The sequence below is a fragment of the Aquamicrobium defluvii genome (assembly GCF_004363725.1).
GTDB lineage: Bacteria > Pseudomonadota > Alphaproteobacteria > Rhizobiales > Rhizobiaceae > Mesorhizobium > Mesorhizobium defluvii.
In genome coordinates this window covers 1-14,166 of sequence record NZ_SNZF01000005.1, presented here as the reverse complement: position 1 = coordinate 14,166, position 14,166 = coordinate 1, and the positions used below count along the sequence as shown (strand labels likewise).

Here is a 14,166-nt window from a genome sequence, read left to right as displayed (position 1 = left end):
GGGGTTTGAAATGGCACGTTTTGAAATGCACGAAGCCGGTTTCGGCACCATGGGCACGATGGCTCAGGCCGATATGTTCGTCGAACTGGGCATGATGTACGCCACGGGGCGCGACTGTGAGGTCGACCAGATCGCCGCACACAAGTGGTTCAACATCGCCGCCATCAAGGGTTCGGCCCGCGCTGCGGAACTGCGCTCGGAAATCTCGGCCAGCATGTCGAAGACGGATCTGGCGAGGGCGCTGCGCGAAGCGCGTGAATGGATGACGATGCACTGACCGGAAATTGAAAAGCCGCGCGCAGAACGCGGCGACGACCAGGCGGTGGTTGCTCCAACAACCGGCCGTGACGACAGGGAAGGCGTGGAAACAACAACGGCGCGGGGGCGCTTATACCAACATCACGCACAGCCGGGCCGCGACCGATCGGAACAAGATCGGCGCGGCTTCGGCTTTTAGAGCATTATTTCGACGCAATTCCGGACGCAAAACCGCTTCGCACTTTTGCTGGAATTGCGTTTCGGCTGCGTGTTACTCGCCGCCCTGCTCGGCGAAGCGCACCAGCACGGCGCCGTCGGTGACCTGACTGCCTTCGGTCGCGATTTCCGCAATCACTCCGTCATGCGGCGCGGCTATCGCGTGCTCCATCTTCATCGCTTCCAGAACCAGAAGCGGCTGGCCTTTCGCCACCGTGTCGCCAACGGCGGCGCGCACGAGTTTGACGAGACCCGGCATCGGCGCGCGCAGGCTGTCCGCCCCGCCGCCAGCCTCTTGCGCCCGATCCAGCGGGTCGGGGACAGTGAACGAATAGCTCATCGCCCCGTCGAACACGCTGATATGTCCGGGCCAGCGCGCCAGATTCACCATCGCGGGCTGAAGGCGATGCGCCCTGCCGTCGTCTCCCCCGAGTTCGACGAATGCCTTGCCGGCCTCGATCCCTACGCGGGCCTTTATCTCGCGCTCGCCATATCTGAGCGCGATCCGCTTCGGCGTCGTGTGGAAATGCGCATAGCCGGCGAGCGCCGACCATGGATCGTCGGGCGTTCCGGTATCGGACAGGCCCGAAACCGCCAGAGCCGCCGCCGCGAGCAGTTCCTTCGAAGGTTCCGGAATCGCCGTCAGCGCATCCTGCTTGGCGAGGATCAGCCCGGTGTCGACATCGCCGGAAGCGAAATCCGGGTCAGCGGCAAGGGCGGCGAGGAAAGCGGTGTTGACCGTGGAACCGGCGATTTCGGTCTCCGCCAGCATGTCGCCGAGCGCGTCGAGCGCCGTTTCGCGGTCGGGGCCGTGAACCACCAGCTTGGCGATCATCGGATCGTAGAAAGGGGAGATCGCATCGCCTTCGCGCACCCCTGTTTCCACCCGCAGCGACGTGCCCGCCGCAGGCTCATCCGGAAACCACAGATGATGCAGCGTGCCGGTGGCCGGCAAAAACCCTTTGGCGGCATCCTCCGCGTAAAGGCGTGCCTCGAAGGCGTGGCCGTCCAGCATGATCTCGTCCTGACGCATGGGCAGCGCCTCGCCACAGGCGACGCGCAACTGCCATTCGACCAGATCGACGCCGGTGATCATCTCGGTGACGGGGTGCTCGACCTGGAGGCGGGTGTTCATCTCCATGAACCAGAAGCGGTCGGGACGCAGGCCCTGCGAGGCATCGACGATGAACTCGATGGTGCCTGCGCCGGAATAGGAAATGGCCTTGGCCGCCGTGACGGCAGCTTCCGTCATTGCCGCCCGCATCTCTTCGGTCATGCCGGGGGCGGGGGCTTCCTCGATCACCTTCTGGTGGCGGCGCTGCGCCGAGCAGTCGCGCTCGAACAGATGGACGACATTGCCGTAATTGTCGCCGAACACCTGGACCTCGATGTGGCGCGGCTTCTCGACATATTTTTCGACGAGCACCCGGTCGTCACCGAAGGCAGCCTTCGCCTCACGGCGGGCCGAGGACAGCGCTTCCGCGAAGTCGTCGGCATGCTCGACACGTCGCATGCCGCGCCCGCCGCCGCCGGCACGGGCCTTGATCAGCACCGGAAAGCCGATCTCGGTGGCCTTGGAGGCAAGCAGAACGATGTCCTGTGCCTCGCCGTGATAGCCGGGCACCACCGGCACGCCGGCCTTTTCCATCAGGCGCTTGGCGGCATCCTTGAGGCCCATGGCGCGGATCGAGGTGGCGGATGGGCCGATGAAGATCAGCCCGGCATTCACCACCCGGTCGACGAAATCCGGGTTTTCTGACAGGAAGCCATAGCCGGGATGGATCGCTTCCGCGCCGGTCATCAATGCAGCCGCGACAATGCGCTCGCCGTCGAGATAGCTCTCGGCCACCGGCGGCGGCCCGATGCGCACGGCCTCGTCGGCCATGGCGACATGCATGGCACCGGCGTCTGCGTCGGAATAGACGGCGACGGTCGCCACGCCCATGCGCCTTGCGGTGCGGATGATGCGGCAGGCGATCTCGCCGCGATTGGCGATGAGGATTTTCTTGAACATGGCCGCCCTCACATCCTGAACAGGCCGAATTTAGTGTCCGGCACCGGCGCGTTGAGCGCCGCCGAAAGCGACAGCGCCAGCACTTCGCGGCTGCGGGCCGGGTCGATGATGCCGTCGTCCCACAGGCGCGCCGAGGAATAGAGCGGATGGCCCTCGCGCTCGTATTTCTCCAGCGTCGGGCGCTTGAACTCGGCTTCCTCCTCGGCGCTCCAGGTGCCGCCCTTGCGCTCGATGCCCTCGCGCCTGACCAGCGCCAGCACCATGGCGGCCTGCTCGCCGCCCATCACCGAGATGCGGGCGTTCGGCCACATCCACAGGAAGCGGGGCGAATAGGCGCGCCCGCACATGCCGTAATTGCCGGCGCCGAACGACCCGCCGATGATCATCGTCACCTTCGGTACGCTGGCCGTCGCCACCGCCGTCACCAGCTTGGCGCCGTCCTTGGCGATGCCGCCCGCCTCGTATTTCTTGCCGACCATGAAGCCGGTGATGTTCTGCAAAAACACCAGCGGGATGCCGCGCTGGCAGCACAGTTCGATGAAATGCGCACCCTTCTGCGCGCTTTCGGAGAACAGCACGCCGTTGTTGCCGATAATGCCGACTGGCATGCCATGGATATGCGCGAAGCCGGTCACCAGCGTCGTGCCGTAGTTCTGCTTGAACTCGTCGAAGTCGGAGCCGTCGACGATGCGGGCGATCACCTCGCGCACGTCATAGGGCTGGCGCAGGTCGGTCGGCACGATGCCATAGAGTTCGCGCGGATCGTGAAGGGGCGGAATCGGTTCACGAAGATCGAGCCCGATCTCCTTCTTTCGATTCAGGTTCCTGACGATGCGCCGCGTGATCGCCAGCGCATGCTCGTCGTCCATGGCGAGATGATCGGCGACGCCGGATTCGCGCGTGTGCAGGTCGGCGCCGCCCAGCTCCTCGGCGCTCACGTCCTCGCCGGTGGCGGCCTTCACCAGCGGCGGCCCGCCGAGGAAGATGGTCGCCTGCTTGCGCACCATGATCGATTCGTCGGCCATCGCCGGCACATAGGCACCGCCCGCCGTGCACGAGCCCATCACGCAGGCGATCTGAGGGATGCCGGCAGCCGACAGGGTGGCCTGATTGTAGAAGATGCGGCCGAAATGCTCGCGGTCCGGGAACACCTCATCCTGATTGGGCAGGTTCGCGCCGCCGGAATCGACCAGATAGACGCAAGGCAGGTTGTTTTCCCTGGCGATTTCCTGCGCCCGCAGATGCTTCTTCACGGTGATCGGATAATAGGTGCCGCCCTTCACCGTGGCGTCATTCACCACGATCATCACCTCGCGTCCCTCGACGCGGCCGATGCCGGCAATCATCCCGGCCGAGGCGATGTCGCCGCCATACATGTTCCAGGCAGCGAACTGGCCGATTTCGAGAAAGGGCGAGCCGGCATCGAGCAATTGCGCCAGCCGCTCGCGCGGCAGCAGTTTTCCACGCGAGACATGGCGCTGGCGGGCCTCGTCCGAGCCGCCCTGCTGCACCCTTGCGGCCTTTGCGGCAATGTCCTCCACCAGCGCGCGCATGCGCTCGTCATTGGCGCGGAATGTGTCGGAGGAGGGGGAGACTTGGGAGCGAAGCACCGCCATCTCAGATGTCCTCGCTCATGATCTCGCGGCCGATCAGCCAGCGGCGGATTTCGGAGGTGCCCGCTCCGATTTCATAGAGCTTCGCGTCGCGCAGCAGGCGGCCGGTCGGATAGTCGTTGATATAGCCGTTGCCGCCGAGAAGCTGGATGGCGTCGAGCGCCGTCTGCGTCGCCTTCTCCGCCGCATAGAGAATGCAGCCGGCAGCATCCTTGCGCGTGGTCTGGCCGCGGTCGCAGGCCGAGGCCACGGCATAGACATAGGCGCGGCAGGCGTTCAGCGTCGTGTACATGTCGGCGAGCTTGCCCTGCACGAGCTGGAAGTCGCCGATGGGCCGGTCGAACTGCCTGCGCTCGCGCACATAAGGCACAGCCACGTCGAGGCAGGCGGCCATGATGCCGAGCGGCCCGCCGGCGAGCACGGTGCGCTCATAGTCGAGCCCCGACATCAGCACCTCGACGCCCTTGCCTTCCTCGCCCAGCACGTTCTCGAACGGCACCTCGACGTTGTCGAACACCAGCTCGCCGGTGTTGGAGCCGCGCATGCCGAGCTTGTCGAGCTTCTGCGCCACCGAGAAACCGGCAAAGCCCTTTTCGATCAGGAAGGCGGTGATGCCGCGCGACTTCCGCTCCGGATCGGTCTTGGCATAGACGACCAGCGTGTCGGCATCCGGCCCGTTGGTGATCCACATCTTGGTGCCGTTGAGCACGAAACGGTCGTTCTTCTTCTCGGCCCTGAGCCGCATCGACACCACGTCGGACCCCGCGCCGGGCTCCGACATGGCGAGCGCGCCGACCGCCTTGCCCGAGCACAGCGCCGGCAGGTATTTTTCCTTCTGCGCCGGCGTTCCCCAGCGATTGATCTGGTTGACGCACAGGTTGGAGTGCGCGCCATAGGAGAGGGCGACCGAGGCGGAAGCGCGGGAAATCTCCTCCATCGCCACCACATGGGCGAGGTAGCCCATGCTGCTGCCGCCGAAGGCCGCATCGGCGGTCATGCCGAGCAGGCCGAGCGCACCCATTTCCTCCCACAGATGCGCCGGAAATTCGTTGCTGCGGTCGATCTCGGCGGCCAGCGGCGCGATCTTCTCCTGCGCGAAGCGGTGTACGAGGTCGCGAAGTGCCGCAACGTCTTCGTCAAGCCCGAAGTCGAGTGCCTGCGTGTACATGATGGGTCTCCCGGTTCGTTGACGCCCCGACGAGGCGCATTGTCATGGAAAGATAGGTCCGCGTCACGCCCTCGACGGAAAGCCGCTCGTCCGGCCGGAACCAGACGATGACGCCGGTGATCATCTGGATGATCGCCATGGCGGTGAGCCCGATGTCGTCCAGGTCGAAGGCGCCGCTTTCCGCGCCCTCGCGCAGGATGGCGCGCAGCTCCTTTTCATAGGCGCTGCGCAGCTTGAGGATGACGGTCAGCCGTTCCGGCGACAGGCTGCGCAGTTCCATGTTGGAGATATGGGTTTGCGCGCGCCGTTCGATGTGGAAGGCGATGTGGTTTTCCACAAACGCAGCCAGCCGCTCCTCAGCATCGCCGCAAGAGGGGCGCACATTGCTCCGTGCATCGAGCAGCGCTTCCATGTGTTCGCGCATCAGGATGAAAAGCAGGTCTTCCTTGGTCGGGAAATAGCGGTAGAGAGCGGCCGACTGCACGCCCACCCGGGCGGCGAGCTGGCGCATGGTCACAGCCTCGTAGCCATGGCGTGCGATCAGGTCGACAGCCGCTTCGCGGATCGCCGCCTCAGTTCGTTCGCCGTCCGAGCCTGCCGTGCGCGCCATGTGGTTCCTCCGGTTAGAATTAATAAAACGTACGCTCAATTAATTCAAGAGGGTGCCTTGAACGTGGACGATGGCATTGTGGTTATGGACGGTTGATCAGGTCTTGTCCTGTCCGGTGTTCGGACGACCCTTGCCAAGCACCATGCCGATGCCGATCAGCGCAAGCCCGAGGCCGGAAAAGGTGGCAAGGCTGGGCAGGTGTCCTGGTATGCCGCGCCAGAGCGGCCGCACGACGCTTGCCGTATCGAAGCTATCGCCGCTGTACTGGCACAGCACGAAGGACGACTGCTTGCGCACCATGTCCGAATCGATGCGCGATATCAGATCTTCCACGGCAGCCTTGTTGGCCGAGGTCTCGCGCATATGGGAAAGCAGTTCGCGCGCAGCCGACAGATAGGCATGGGCGCACTCGTTGAACGGGCTTTCCTCATCGCCCAGCGTGCCGGGAACGAGCCCCCACAGGCAGTAGGTGTACTGGATGTTGCCATAGTTCAGCAGCCGCACGAACGTATCGTCCACCTGCCGCTCCTGCGCTGCAAGCTTCATGATCTCGCTGCGATAGTCGGCGATCACGGCCATCTGGCCGTGCGACAGGCTGGCCATCGGTATGCCCTGGATTTCGCCGGGGTTGATGCGCCGGTGTGCTTCGGAAGGTGAAGCAAGGCAGGCCGCGGAAATCGCAACAAGAAGCGCGGCACGCACCGGAAGGGGAGCGCGCCGCTTCATGGCATTCCTCAGGCCGCCCGGGCGCGCGCGCCGGCGGGCAGGGCACGTTCGGCGACCGCACCGAACGCAAGGCCGATCACCGCCCACAGCACGGCATGCATGCCGAGCGAGGACGTGCGGAAGCGCCAGAGCAGATCGGCCGAATAGCCATCCGGAATCTCGTTCACCGTCGGCAGCGCATATTGGGCGATGGCGATGATGACGATGAAAGCGAGAGCCCCGGCGATCCCGGCGTTCCAGCCGCCGAGCTGGCTCCACAGCCGCCGCGCCAGCGCCACGGCGACGACAGCCGCGATGACGGACACCACCAGCATGACGAAGAACAGTTCCGTGCGTTCGCCGATCGTTTCGGGATTGCCGACGGCCGGCGGTGTGGCGGGATATTTCAGAGCTGGAACCAGCACCACGGCGATGAAGGCGGCAACCGCCAGCAGTCCGGCGGTGGCGCGGGGGCCGAACGAGGTCACGCGGCCATAGACATAGGCGAAGACGAGCGAGAACAGGCCGCCGATGGCGGCGCCGTAGACGACGGAGCCGGTCAGCAGGCCGGCGCCGGCCTGCGTCTCGCGGCTAACCAGCTCTTCCTCCTCTTCGGCGGCTTCGCCGGAGGCTTCGGCCATCGCTTCTTCATAGGCGATGGCGCTGTCGATATGAGGTTCGCCGAACACGCGGGCGAATCCGAATGCAAAAAGTCCGGCGAGGATGCCGACCAGCATCCCGCGAATGAGAAGATTTCCAACCATGGCGCTATGCTTTCAGTGGCAGGGGAAGCCGAGGAGATGGCGCGCGTCATGAACGAATTCATGCGTGCTCAGGCTTGAGAACAGGGTTGTCGCCCCTTCCTCCGCGCCGACGAAGTAGATGCCCAGTATCATGAGCAGGCCACCGAAAATCGCCCACGGCAGTATTTCCCGCACCGGAATCGGGACCGGACGGATTTCTGGTGCAAAAGTGATGTCAGACATGGTGCTTCTCCCCGGGATCCTGCGTCCCGCTATTGCAAGCTGTGGGGCACGGACCAAGGCCTGACTTCCGGCGATAACCGCGGGTCACAGTGGCGCGACCGTGCTGGATTTTCACCAGCTTCCAGATCCGTAACCTTTGCCGACACTAGTCGCCGTGATGTATGGCTGTCAATGAAAGGAAGGAGCATAGATGACAGGCCGGTTGACGTTGATCTGCTGCGGTTCGACGAATGCAAACCGGCGCGGTGCCTTTCCCCGTGACGAACCGCTCGAGCCCGCGGCCTTTGCGCAGGCGCAAAAGCTGGCGGGTAAATTGCCGCGTGCCGATCGTATATGGCACGGCCCCGGCCTGCGCGCCGCCCAGACGGCCGCTGCCCTTGGCCTGAAGGGGACGGCGGCGGCCTCTCTTCGCGATCAGGATTTCGGCAGCTGGGCTGGTCGCAGGCTGGCCGAACTCGATCCGGCGGAGCTGGCCGCATGGGTGTCCGACCCGGCAGCCGCGCCACATGGCGGCGAATCTCCCGACGATCTCAGGCGCCGCGTGTCCGGTTTTCTGGAAGAAAACCTCGATCTTTCGGGACATACGCTGGCAATCACCCACGCGTCCGTCATCCGCGCCGCTGTCTGCGAAGTGCTCGGGGCTCAGACGAGCGCTTTCTGGCGCGTCGATGTCGAGCCGCTCAGCCTCACGCGCCTGACCAGTGACGGACGCCGCTGGGCCTTGCGCATTGCGGTAAGTCTCTGAATGCAGCGATCCAGCCCCGCCGCCATGGGCTTGCGGATGAACACGCCGCGCGCCAGCAGCCCCTGCATCAGCTTCAGCGCAAACGCCCCGTCGCTGCCGCAGTCCACGGCCACAAAATTGGTGGCGGAGGGCAGGGCCTGCAAGCCGTTTTCCGCTGCAATGGCGGCAATGCGGTGCCGGCCCGCCTCCACCTTGCGCACCACCTCGGCCAGATAGTCCTGGTCCTCCAGCGCCGCCTCGCCGGCGATCTGCGCCATGCGGCTGACGCCGTAATGGTTGCGGATCTTCTCGAAGGCGGCAATCACCGTTTCCTCGCCGATGGCATAGCCGCAGCGGATGCCGGCGAGCCCGTAGGCTTTGGAGAAGGTGCGCATGCGCACGACATTGGGCCTCTCCACATCGATTGCCGGCAGGGCAGATGCGGGCCCGAGTTCGCAATAAGCCTCGTCCAGAATGAACATCGTCGTTTCCGGCAGAGTTTCGATGAGGCGGTTCACATCGTGCGCCTCCCACCAGCTTCCCATCGGATTGTCGGGATTGGACAGATAAACCAGCCGGGCCTTTTCACGGCGCACGGCTTCGAGCAGCCCGTCGAGATTTTCGCGGTCGTTTTCATAGGGAACGGACACAAGCCTGCCCCCGACGCTGGCAACATGGAAATTGAAGGTGGGATACGCCCCCAGCGACGTCACCACCGGCTCTCCGGGCGAGGCATACATGCGCGTCAGCAGGCCGAGCAGCCCGTCGATACCTTCGCCCACGACGATGTTCTGCGGCCTGACGCCATGATGTGCGGCTGCCGCAACCTTGAGGTCATGATTGTCCGGATCGCAATACATCCACATGTCGGGCGCGGCTTCGATCATGCGTTCGATGACGCGGGGCGAGGGGCCGAAGCTGCTTTCATTGGCTCCGATCCGGGCACGGAATTTCCTGCCGCTGTCACGCTGCTGAGCTTCCGGGCCGACAAAGGGGACGGTAGAGGGCAGGGCAGCGATGACGGGCGTGAACGGCGGATAAACGGGCATGGCGATCCTGTTGTCGAAACGGCCCGCAGGTAAGCCCGGCAACAGGAAAAGTGCAAGAGCTTTCGAGAGTTAAGGCAGCGTGGCGTTCAACGCGCAAATGGTTTCGAAAATCAGCAGCGGCGGGCCCTCTCGGCCGTCATGGCGGTTCCCTGTTGCTGCAGCCTGTCAATCTTTGCGGTTTGCCTGTTCTTGACCGCTTCCGCCCCGCGTCTGGCGCCGGCCAGCCAGAACGGCGGCTCCCAACTGTCCACCTTGCCGCGGCGAACGGCGGTTGCACTGATCTCCCTGGAATTCATGCCGATCGAGGTGTCGAGATCGACGCATGACGCGCTCTGATATGCTGCCGGATCGACGCGGTGCGATGAGCACCCGGCCATGGCCGTCGTGGCGAGCGCCGTGATAATCAGGACCGCGCAGGACCGTCTCATGGAGTTTGCCTTTCCGTATCCGGCTGACGCCGTCTCAAGCCGCGACATTATATGTGCAGCCCAATCTGGTCGATATATGGTCGCCGTGGTCTGCGCTGTCGCGGTAAGCTATGGATCGGGCTACAACCGTGTCCAGCGGTTGTCTGAAAGTTCCCTCCGCTCATGCACGGCAGCGCATTTTTGTCGGGAGTCCGCTGCCACCCCCGCAAACAGGGAGCCGCGCAGGCGGCAGGCATGCGTGGTGGTGGCTAAATGAAGAGAATCCATTGGCTGGCCAATTCCCGCAGCCGGATGGTCGTCCCCGCGCAGGACAGTAGCGCTCCCATCAGCCAGGGGGCCGCCGGAGGACTGGAAGGCAGGCTGCAATGCCGGGTGTCTTCTTGCAGGCGGCGGAACCATTCCTTCAGTTCCCCTGTGAGTTCCTGCATTTATCTACAAGATAGAGCCTTGCCAAATCAGTGGAAAGCCTTAGAAAGCGCCGTGTGGAGAGGTGGCCGAGTGGTCGAAGGCGCTCCCCTGCTAAGGGAGTAGAGGTCAAAAGCTTCTCGTGGGTTCGAATCCCATCCTCTCCGCCACTTGCTCAGTGCAAACTCGAAAACAGGTCCCTCGCGGGGCCTTTTTCTTTATGTGCCAAAGGGGTTTGCGGGGACCATCCGCCCTTCGGAGACTGGCCGACTGCGCGAGATCGGTCTCCGAACGCCCACCGTCTCTTTCCACCCGCCCCTCGCTCTCAGCGAGACGGGTTCAAAACCCCCATAGATTTCAACGAACTGACCGGAGCGCGTTGCGCCCGTGTTTCGCTGGTTCCGGCTTGTCTCAAAGCCGACGGAGACGCGACACGGGCGGCGTGGTGGTTGGTATGTCTTGGGAGTTTTGCGCGAAGTCTCTGATGACAAACGCAGTTTCCGCCCCTAGCCTGGCGCGATGTCAAACGGGGCCTGGACAGATCAAGAAAACGACCTGATCGTCGCGGATTACTTCGCGATGCTGGCCGACGACATCTCCGGGCGACCCTACAACAAAGCCGAGCACCGCCGCGCACTCCTCCCGCTGCTGAACGACCGGTCCGAGGGGGCCGTCGAGTTCAAGCACCAGAACATCAGCGCGGTGCTGAAGGGGCTCGGCGAGGACTGGATCCCCGGCTACAAGCCCGCGTTCAACTTCCAGATGACACTGGTGGATGCCGTGGCGCGTTGGCTGGCGCTGAACCCGGCCTGGCTTGATCGCCATTCGGGTATACGAGCGCCGACAGGCCTCGCGGAGGCACGGCCCATCTGGATCGGGCCGCCGCCCACGCTGTCGAACCAGCCGCCGCCGCAGGAGCTGGAGCAGATGCTGCACATCGCCCGCAAATTCGATGTCGCGGCGAGAGACGAACGAAACCGGGCCCTCGGCCGTGCCGGTGAGGAGCGCGTCCTGGCGCACGAACATGCAGCCCTCAAATCAGCGGGCCGCGACGATCTTGCGCGCAAGGTCCGGTGGGTTTCGGAGGAGGATGGCGATGGTGCCGGCTACGATATCGCGAGCTTTGCACCCGACGGCCGTCCGCGCCTGATCGAGGTGAAGACGACGAATGGCTGGGAACGCACCCCTTTCCACATCAGCCGCAACGAGCTGGCTGTGGCCGAGGAGCGGCGCTCGGAATGGTCCCTGTTCCGGCTCTGGAACTTCGCGCGCGAACCGAAGGCGTTCGAGCTGCACCCGCCGCTGGAGGCGCATGTCTCGCTGACCGCGACTGCCTTTCAGGCGAGTTTTCGATAATTAAGTTGATCGCGCGCGCGGTAAGCAAATTGTCTGCAACAGGCGCAGCCGTTGGGTGTGTAGGCCGAATGGCGCGTTGTCGTAACGTTGGCGCACAGGCATATCCCTCTGACTTCTAGGGGCTTTTGCGTTGCATTTCCGCCTGCAAGCATGCTTGTCTCCAGCAGTATTATAATTGCGCAGGTTTTTTTGATGGCGGGGTCAGCCCAAACTGGTTTGGCGGAAAAATATCTTGTCGATGACTTGCCGGGCGCGGCCCTCGTCGGCGCGCGGTTGAATGGAATTCTGCAGAAGATCGAGGCGGGCGAGAAGCTGACCACCTTGGCGGAAGCGTTTCTGACTTCCGGCGGTCTGAATTCCCTCTTGGCTTTGTCGACCGGACAGATCGATCGCCCCACTTTCGAGGAGACCGCGGAGCGCGAGCGGTCAGAGCGTATCCAACGGGCGAAGGAACACGCTGACAGGGCGGCAGCCGAACAAGCCCAAAAGGCCGAGGCGATGAATGCGGCAATCAAGGCACGTTTTGCTGCCATGGAGAATGACCCCGTGCTTCGACGGAAGCGTGAAGCACGCGAGTTGCGGGATCGGTTCGATATCGGCTTCATTGAGACCGAGCAATATCCGCGTGTAATGAGGTTGCTGAAACAGGTCGCGAGCGGAATCCGCCCGACGCCCGAGGACATTGCCTGGTTGGCAACTGAGGCGGACGACTGTTGGACCGACGCGTTGCAGAAAGCATGGCATCGGCTGGAAGCCGAAGCGCTAACGAAAGCATGGGCCGAAACCGGCGATCTCTGGGATGCGGTGAATGCCAGTGCGCATTGGCGAAAGGCTGGCGAAGCCTCTCAGGCGTTGGAGGTAACAGGCGCAGCGCTCGACAAGGCAGGTCGAAATCCGAAACCCCAATCTGCGCTGCTGACGACGCGCGGAGGCGCGATGCGCGATGCCGGCCGCCTCAACGAGGCACGAGCACTCGGGCTGGAAGCGCACGAGATGACCCCGACCGATTTCCGGCCCTGCACGCTGCTTGGCGCCGTCTCAATGGAGCTTGGAGACCTCGCCGCCGGTCACGAATGGTATGCGAAGGCTGAGGCATTGGGTGCCGAACGTCGGGCTATCGACCAAGAACTAAAGGCGCTGCTCATCCGCTTGGAACCCAATGAGCGCAATCGAATCCGCGCCTATCTGCTTGAGCAGGATCCTGAGCGTTTCGCTTGGCTTCGAAAGTGAAACCGCAAGATCGGTTCGCCGCAATCTCGATAATCGATGAGAAGTAAGGCTATCGCTCGACAGCCGATCAAGCGCTCAATGCCGCTCGATCAGCGAAACGTGCGCTCTGCCTGCTCCTGCCATGTCTCCCCGGCCAGAAAACATAGGTCGTACAAACTGACCGCCGATGCTTCGCGGCCGCAGGTCAGGCGCTTCAGCACCTCTGGCGCCAGATAGGCGAGGCGCAGCTGGCGGCTGACATGACGTTCGGCCAGACCGACGGCCTCGCCCAGTTCCTGGATCGTGGAGAACTCACCTGCCTCCATGCGCCGCCGCCAGCCCCATGCCCGGCCGATGGCGCGCAGGATGTGGGGGTCCTGCGTCTGATCCTCGCTCGGGCTGTAATCGGCGGGCGGCATGATCTTGGGCCGCCCGTTCTTCTTCCGCAGCTTCAGGGGGATCAGCACGCGGATCGTGTCATTGCTTCGGGTCATTCGGCGGCCTCCATGTCGGGCGGGGCGATCATTTCGCGAATGACGCCCGCGACGCCTTCGCGGCGGATGTCGACCTCGAGCCCGGCGGCGGTGACGGTGACGCGCCGGACCAATAGCTGGATGATCCGCGCCTGTTCGAGCGGAAACAGCTGCGCCCAGAGGGTGTTGAAATCATGCAGCGCCGCGATTGCCTCGGCCTCGGATACCTGATCGCGCTTCAGCGCCGCAAGAACCTGCGTGACCACCTCGGGCGTCTGCAGAATGCGCCGGACTTCGGTGACGATGGCGTCCTCGACCATGCCCGCAGGCAGGCGGACCGGTGCTTGATCGCCGCCGCTGTCGTCCTCCGTGGTGCGGTTCTTGATCACGTCCATCGAGACGTAATAGCGGTAGAGCTTTCCGCGCTTCTTGGTCGCGGTCGGGGTCATGGCCGCGCCGGTATCGGTGAAGATCAGCCCCTTCAGCGGCGCGGGCGTCTGCATGCGGCTGTTGCTGGACCGGGCGTGGCGGTTGCCCTGCAGGATCGCATCGACCTGATCCCAAACCTTGTCGGTGACGATAGCGTCGTGCTCGCCAGGATAGGCCTTGCCCTTGTGGACGGCCTCGCCGCGATAGACGCGATTGCGGAGCACCCGATAGAGGTAGCCCTTGTCAATCAGCGTGCCCTGCTTGCTGCGAAACCCCTCCCGCCGCAGCTCTTTCGCCAGCATCGTGGCCGAGCCAAGTTCGGCGAACCGCTCGTAAATCCGGCGCACCGAGGCGGCCTCAGCCTCGTTGATCACCAACTTGCGTTCCTGCACATCGTAGCCAAGCGGCACATAGCCCCCCATCCAGATTGTCAATGACCGTGGAATCGGGACCCCGTATTTTCGCGCAAAAGGAACCCCGGTTTTGGGTTGATGGAGGGCACGACGGTGAGCGCCCGATCAGG

General features: G+C 63.9%; 15 protein-coding genes, 1 tRNA gene and 1 riboswitch. Of the genes, 5 read left to right on the top strand and 11 right to left on the bottom strand.

The window, feature by feature from the left end; genetic code table 11:
• Positions 1 to 10: 10 nt before the first annotated feature.
• Positions 11 to 277 carry an SEL1-like repeat protein gene (locus DES43_RS05170; RefSeq protein WP_035022937.1) on the top strand — a complete coding sequence of 89 codons (267 nt, stop codon included), beginning with the start codon at positions 11 to 13 and terminating at the stop codon, positions 275 to 277.
• A 252-nt stretch (positions 278 to 529) separates the two neighbouring features.
• Here the strand turns inward: DES43_RS05170 and DES43_RS05165 are convergent, their stop codons facing one another.
• The 7 genes from DES43_RS05165 to DES43_RS05135 all read right to left on the bottom strand — a co-directional run bounded on the left by DES43_RS05165 (position 530) and on the right by DES43_RS05135 (position 7,570).
• On the bottom strand, positions 530 to 2,488 hold the full coding sequence (locus DES43_RS05165) for an acetyl-CoA carboxylase biotin carboxylase subunit (protein WP_133674837.1): 1,959 nt from the start codon (positions 2,486 to 2,488) through the stop codon (positions 530 to 532).
• A gap of 8 nt (positions 2,489 to 2,496) precedes the next feature.
• Positions 2,497 to 4,104 carry a carboxyl transferase domain-containing protein gene (locus DES43_RS05160; RefSeq protein WP_035022931.1) on the bottom strand — a complete coding sequence of 536 codons (1,608 nt, stop codon included), beginning with the start codon at positions 4,102 to 4,104 and terminating at the stop codon, positions 2,497 to 2,499.
• 1 nt (position 4,105) lies between these two features.
• A complete protein-coding gene (locus DES43_RS05155; RefSeq protein WP_035022929.1) occupies positions 4,106 to 5,269 on the bottom strand; it encodes an isovaleryl-CoA dehydrogenase in 1,164 nt (387 codons plus the stop codon).
• Positions 5,238 to 5,879, bottom strand: a complete 642-nt coding sequence (locus DES43_RS05150) for a TetR/AcrR family transcriptional regulator (RefSeq protein WP_035022926.1) — start codon at positions 5,877 to 5,879, stop codon at positions 5,238 to 5,240. The genes DES43_RS05155 and DES43_RS05150 overlap by 32 nt, the downstream gene beginning before the upstream one ends.
• A 96-nt stretch (positions 5,880 to 5,975) precedes the next feature.
• Entirely contained in the window at positions 5,976 to 6,605 is a 630-nt protein-coding gene (locus DES43_RS05145; protein ID WP_035022923.1) for a hypothetical protein, read from the bottom strand.
• A gap of 8 nt (positions 6,606 to 6,613) precedes the next feature.
• Positions 6,614 to 7,348 carry a CbtA family protein gene (locus DES43_RS05140; protein WP_035022920.1) on the bottom strand — a complete coding sequence of 245 codons (735 nt, stop codon included), beginning with the start codon at positions 7,346 to 7,348 and terminating at the stop codon, positions 6,614 to 6,616.
• Positions 7,349 to 7,360: 12 nt separating this feature from the next.
• On the bottom strand, positions 7,361 to 7,570 hold the full coding sequence (locus DES43_RS05135; protein ID WP_035022918.1) for a CbtB domain-containing protein: 210 nt from the start codon (positions 7,568 to 7,570) through the stop codon (positions 7,361 to 7,363).
• 44 nt (positions 7,571 to 7,614) lie between these two features.
• A riboswitch (adenosylcobalamin (AdoCbl) riboswitch) is annotated at positions 7,615 to 7,705 on the bottom strand.
• Positions 7,706 to 7,760: 55 nt separating this feature from the next.
• Between DES43_RS05135 and DES43_RS05130 the strand changes: the two genes are divergently transcribed.
• Positions 7,761 to 8,315, top strand: a complete 555-nt coding sequence (locus DES43_RS05130; protein ID WP_084496377.1) for a histidine phosphatase family protein — start codon at positions 7,761 to 7,763, stop codon at positions 8,313 to 8,315.
• On the opposite strand, the gene DES43_RS05125 is transcribed toward DES43_RS05130, so the two are convergent.
• Positions 8,213 to 9,343: a pyridoxal phosphate-dependent aminotransferase gene (locus tag DES43_RS05125; RefSeq protein WP_051520376.1), complete on the bottom strand. Its 1,131-nt coding sequence runs from the start codon at positions 9,341 to 9,343 to the stop codon at positions 8,213 to 8,215. The two genes, DES43_RS05130 and DES43_RS05125, sit on opposite strands and share 103 nt — an antisense overlap.
• Positions 9,344 to 9,453: 110 nt before the next feature.
• On the bottom strand, positions 9,454 to 9,771 hold the full coding sequence (locus DES43_RS05120; protein WP_035022914.1) for a hypothetical protein: 318 nt from the start codon (positions 9,769 to 9,771) through the stop codon (positions 9,454 to 9,456).
• Positions 9,772 to 10,255: 484 nt separating this feature from the next.
• Here DES43_RS05120 and DES43_RS05115 point away from each other — a divergent pair.
• The 3 genes from DES43_RS05115 (at position 10,256) to DES43_RS05105 (ending at position 12,762) form a co-directional block, all read left to right on the top strand.
• Positions 10,256 to 10,346, top strand: a tRNA-Ser gene (locus tag DES43_RS05115).
• 409 nt (positions 10,347 to 10,755) lie between these two features.
• Positions 10,756 to 11,532, top strand: coding sequence for a protein NO VEIN domain-containing protein (locus tag DES43_RS05110; RefSeq protein ID WP_245514531.1), 777 nt, complete (start codon positions 10,756 to 10,758; stop codon positions 11,530 to 11,532).
• A gap of 150 nt (positions 11,533 to 11,682) precedes the next feature.
• On the top strand, positions 11,683 to 12,762 hold the full coding sequence (locus DES43_RS05105; protein ID WP_035029129.1) for a tetratricopeptide repeat protein: 1,080 nt from the start codon (positions 11,683 to 11,685) through the stop codon (positions 12,760 to 12,762).
• A gap of 89 nt (positions 12,763 to 12,851) precedes the next feature.
• On the opposite strand, the gene DES43_RS05100 is transcribed toward DES43_RS05105, so the two are convergent.
• Both DES43_RS05100 and DES43_RS05095 read right to left on the bottom strand, forming a co-directional pair.
• Positions 12,852 to 13,235 (bottom strand): hypothetical protein, encoded by a 384-nt coding sequence (locus DES43_RS05100; protein ID WP_035029126.1) that lies wholly within the window; start codon positions 13,233 to 13,235, stop codon positions 12,852 to 12,854.
• Entirely contained in the window at positions 13,232 to 14,065 is an 834-nt protein-coding gene (locus tag DES43_RS05095) for a recombinase family protein (protein ID WP_208110820.1), read from the bottom strand. Before DES43_RS05095 ends, DES43_RS05100 begins: the two co-directional genes overlap by 4 nt.
• Positions 14,066 to 14,166 lie beyond the last annotated feature (101 nt).

Excerpts from the sequence above, each read along its gene's own strand:
- DES43_RS05095 (WP_208110820.1), bottom strand. The coding sequence starts at position 14,065 with ATGGGGGGCTATGTGCCGCTTGGCTACGATGTGCAGGAACGCAAGTTG.
- DES43_RS05165 (WP_133674837.1), bottom strand. The coding sequence starts at position 2,488 with ATGTTCAAGAAAATCCTCATCGCCAATCGCGGCGAGATCGCCTGCCGC.
- DES43_RS05140 (WP_035022920.1), bottom strand. The coding sequence starts at position 7,348 with ATGGTTGGAAATCTTCTCATTCGCGGGATGCTGGTCGGCATCCTCGCC.
- DES43_RS05100 (WP_035029126.1), bottom strand. The coding sequence starts at position 13,235 with ATGACCCGAAGCAATGACACGATCCGCGTGCTGATCCCCCTGAAGCTG.
- DES43_RS05120 (WP_035022914.1), bottom strand. The coding sequence starts at position 9,771 with ATGAGACGGTCCTGCGCGGTCCTGATTATCACGGCGCTCGCCACGACG.
- DES43_RS05125 (WP_051520376.1), bottom strand. The coding sequence starts at position 9,343 with ATGCCCGTTTATCCGCCGTTCACGCCCGTCATCGCTGCCCTGCCCTCT.
- DES43_RS05150 (WP_035022926.1), bottom strand. The coding sequence starts at position 5,879 with ATGGCGCGCACGGCAGGCTCGGACGGCGAACGAACTGAGGCGGCGATC.
- DES43_RS05135 (WP_035022918.1), bottom strand. The coding sequence starts at position 7,570 with ATGTCTGACATCACTTTTGCACCAGAAATCCGTCCGGTCCCGATTCCG.
- DES43_RS05130 (WP_084496377.1), top strand. The coding sequence starts at position 7,761 with ATGACAGGCCGGTTGACGTTGATCTGCTGCGGTTCGACGAATGCAAAC.
- DES43_RS05155 (WP_035022929.1), bottom strand. The coding sequence starts at position 5,269 with ATGTACACGCAGGCACTCGACTTCGGGCTTGACGAAGACGTTGCGGCA.
- DES43_RS05105 (WP_035029129.1), top strand. The coding sequence starts at position 11,683 with ATGCTTGTCTCCAGCAGTATTATAATTGCGCAGGTTTTTTTGATGGCG.
- DES43_RS05160 (WP_035022931.1), bottom strand. The coding sequence starts at position 4,104 with ATGGCGGTGCTTCGCTCCCAAGTCTCCCCCTCCTCCGACACATTCCGC.
- DES43_RS05145 (WP_035022923.1), bottom strand. The coding sequence starts at position 6,605 with ATGAAGCGGCGCGCTCCCCTTCCGGTGCGTGCCGCGCTTCTTGTTGCG.
- DES43_RS05170 (WP_035022937.1), top strand. The coding sequence starts at position 11 with ATGGCACGTTTTGAAATGCACGAAGCCGGTTTCGGCACCATGGGCACG.
- DES43_RS05110 (WP_245514531.1), top strand. The coding sequence starts at position 10,756 with ATGCTGGCCGACGACATCTCCGGGCGACCCTACAACAAAGCCGAGCAC.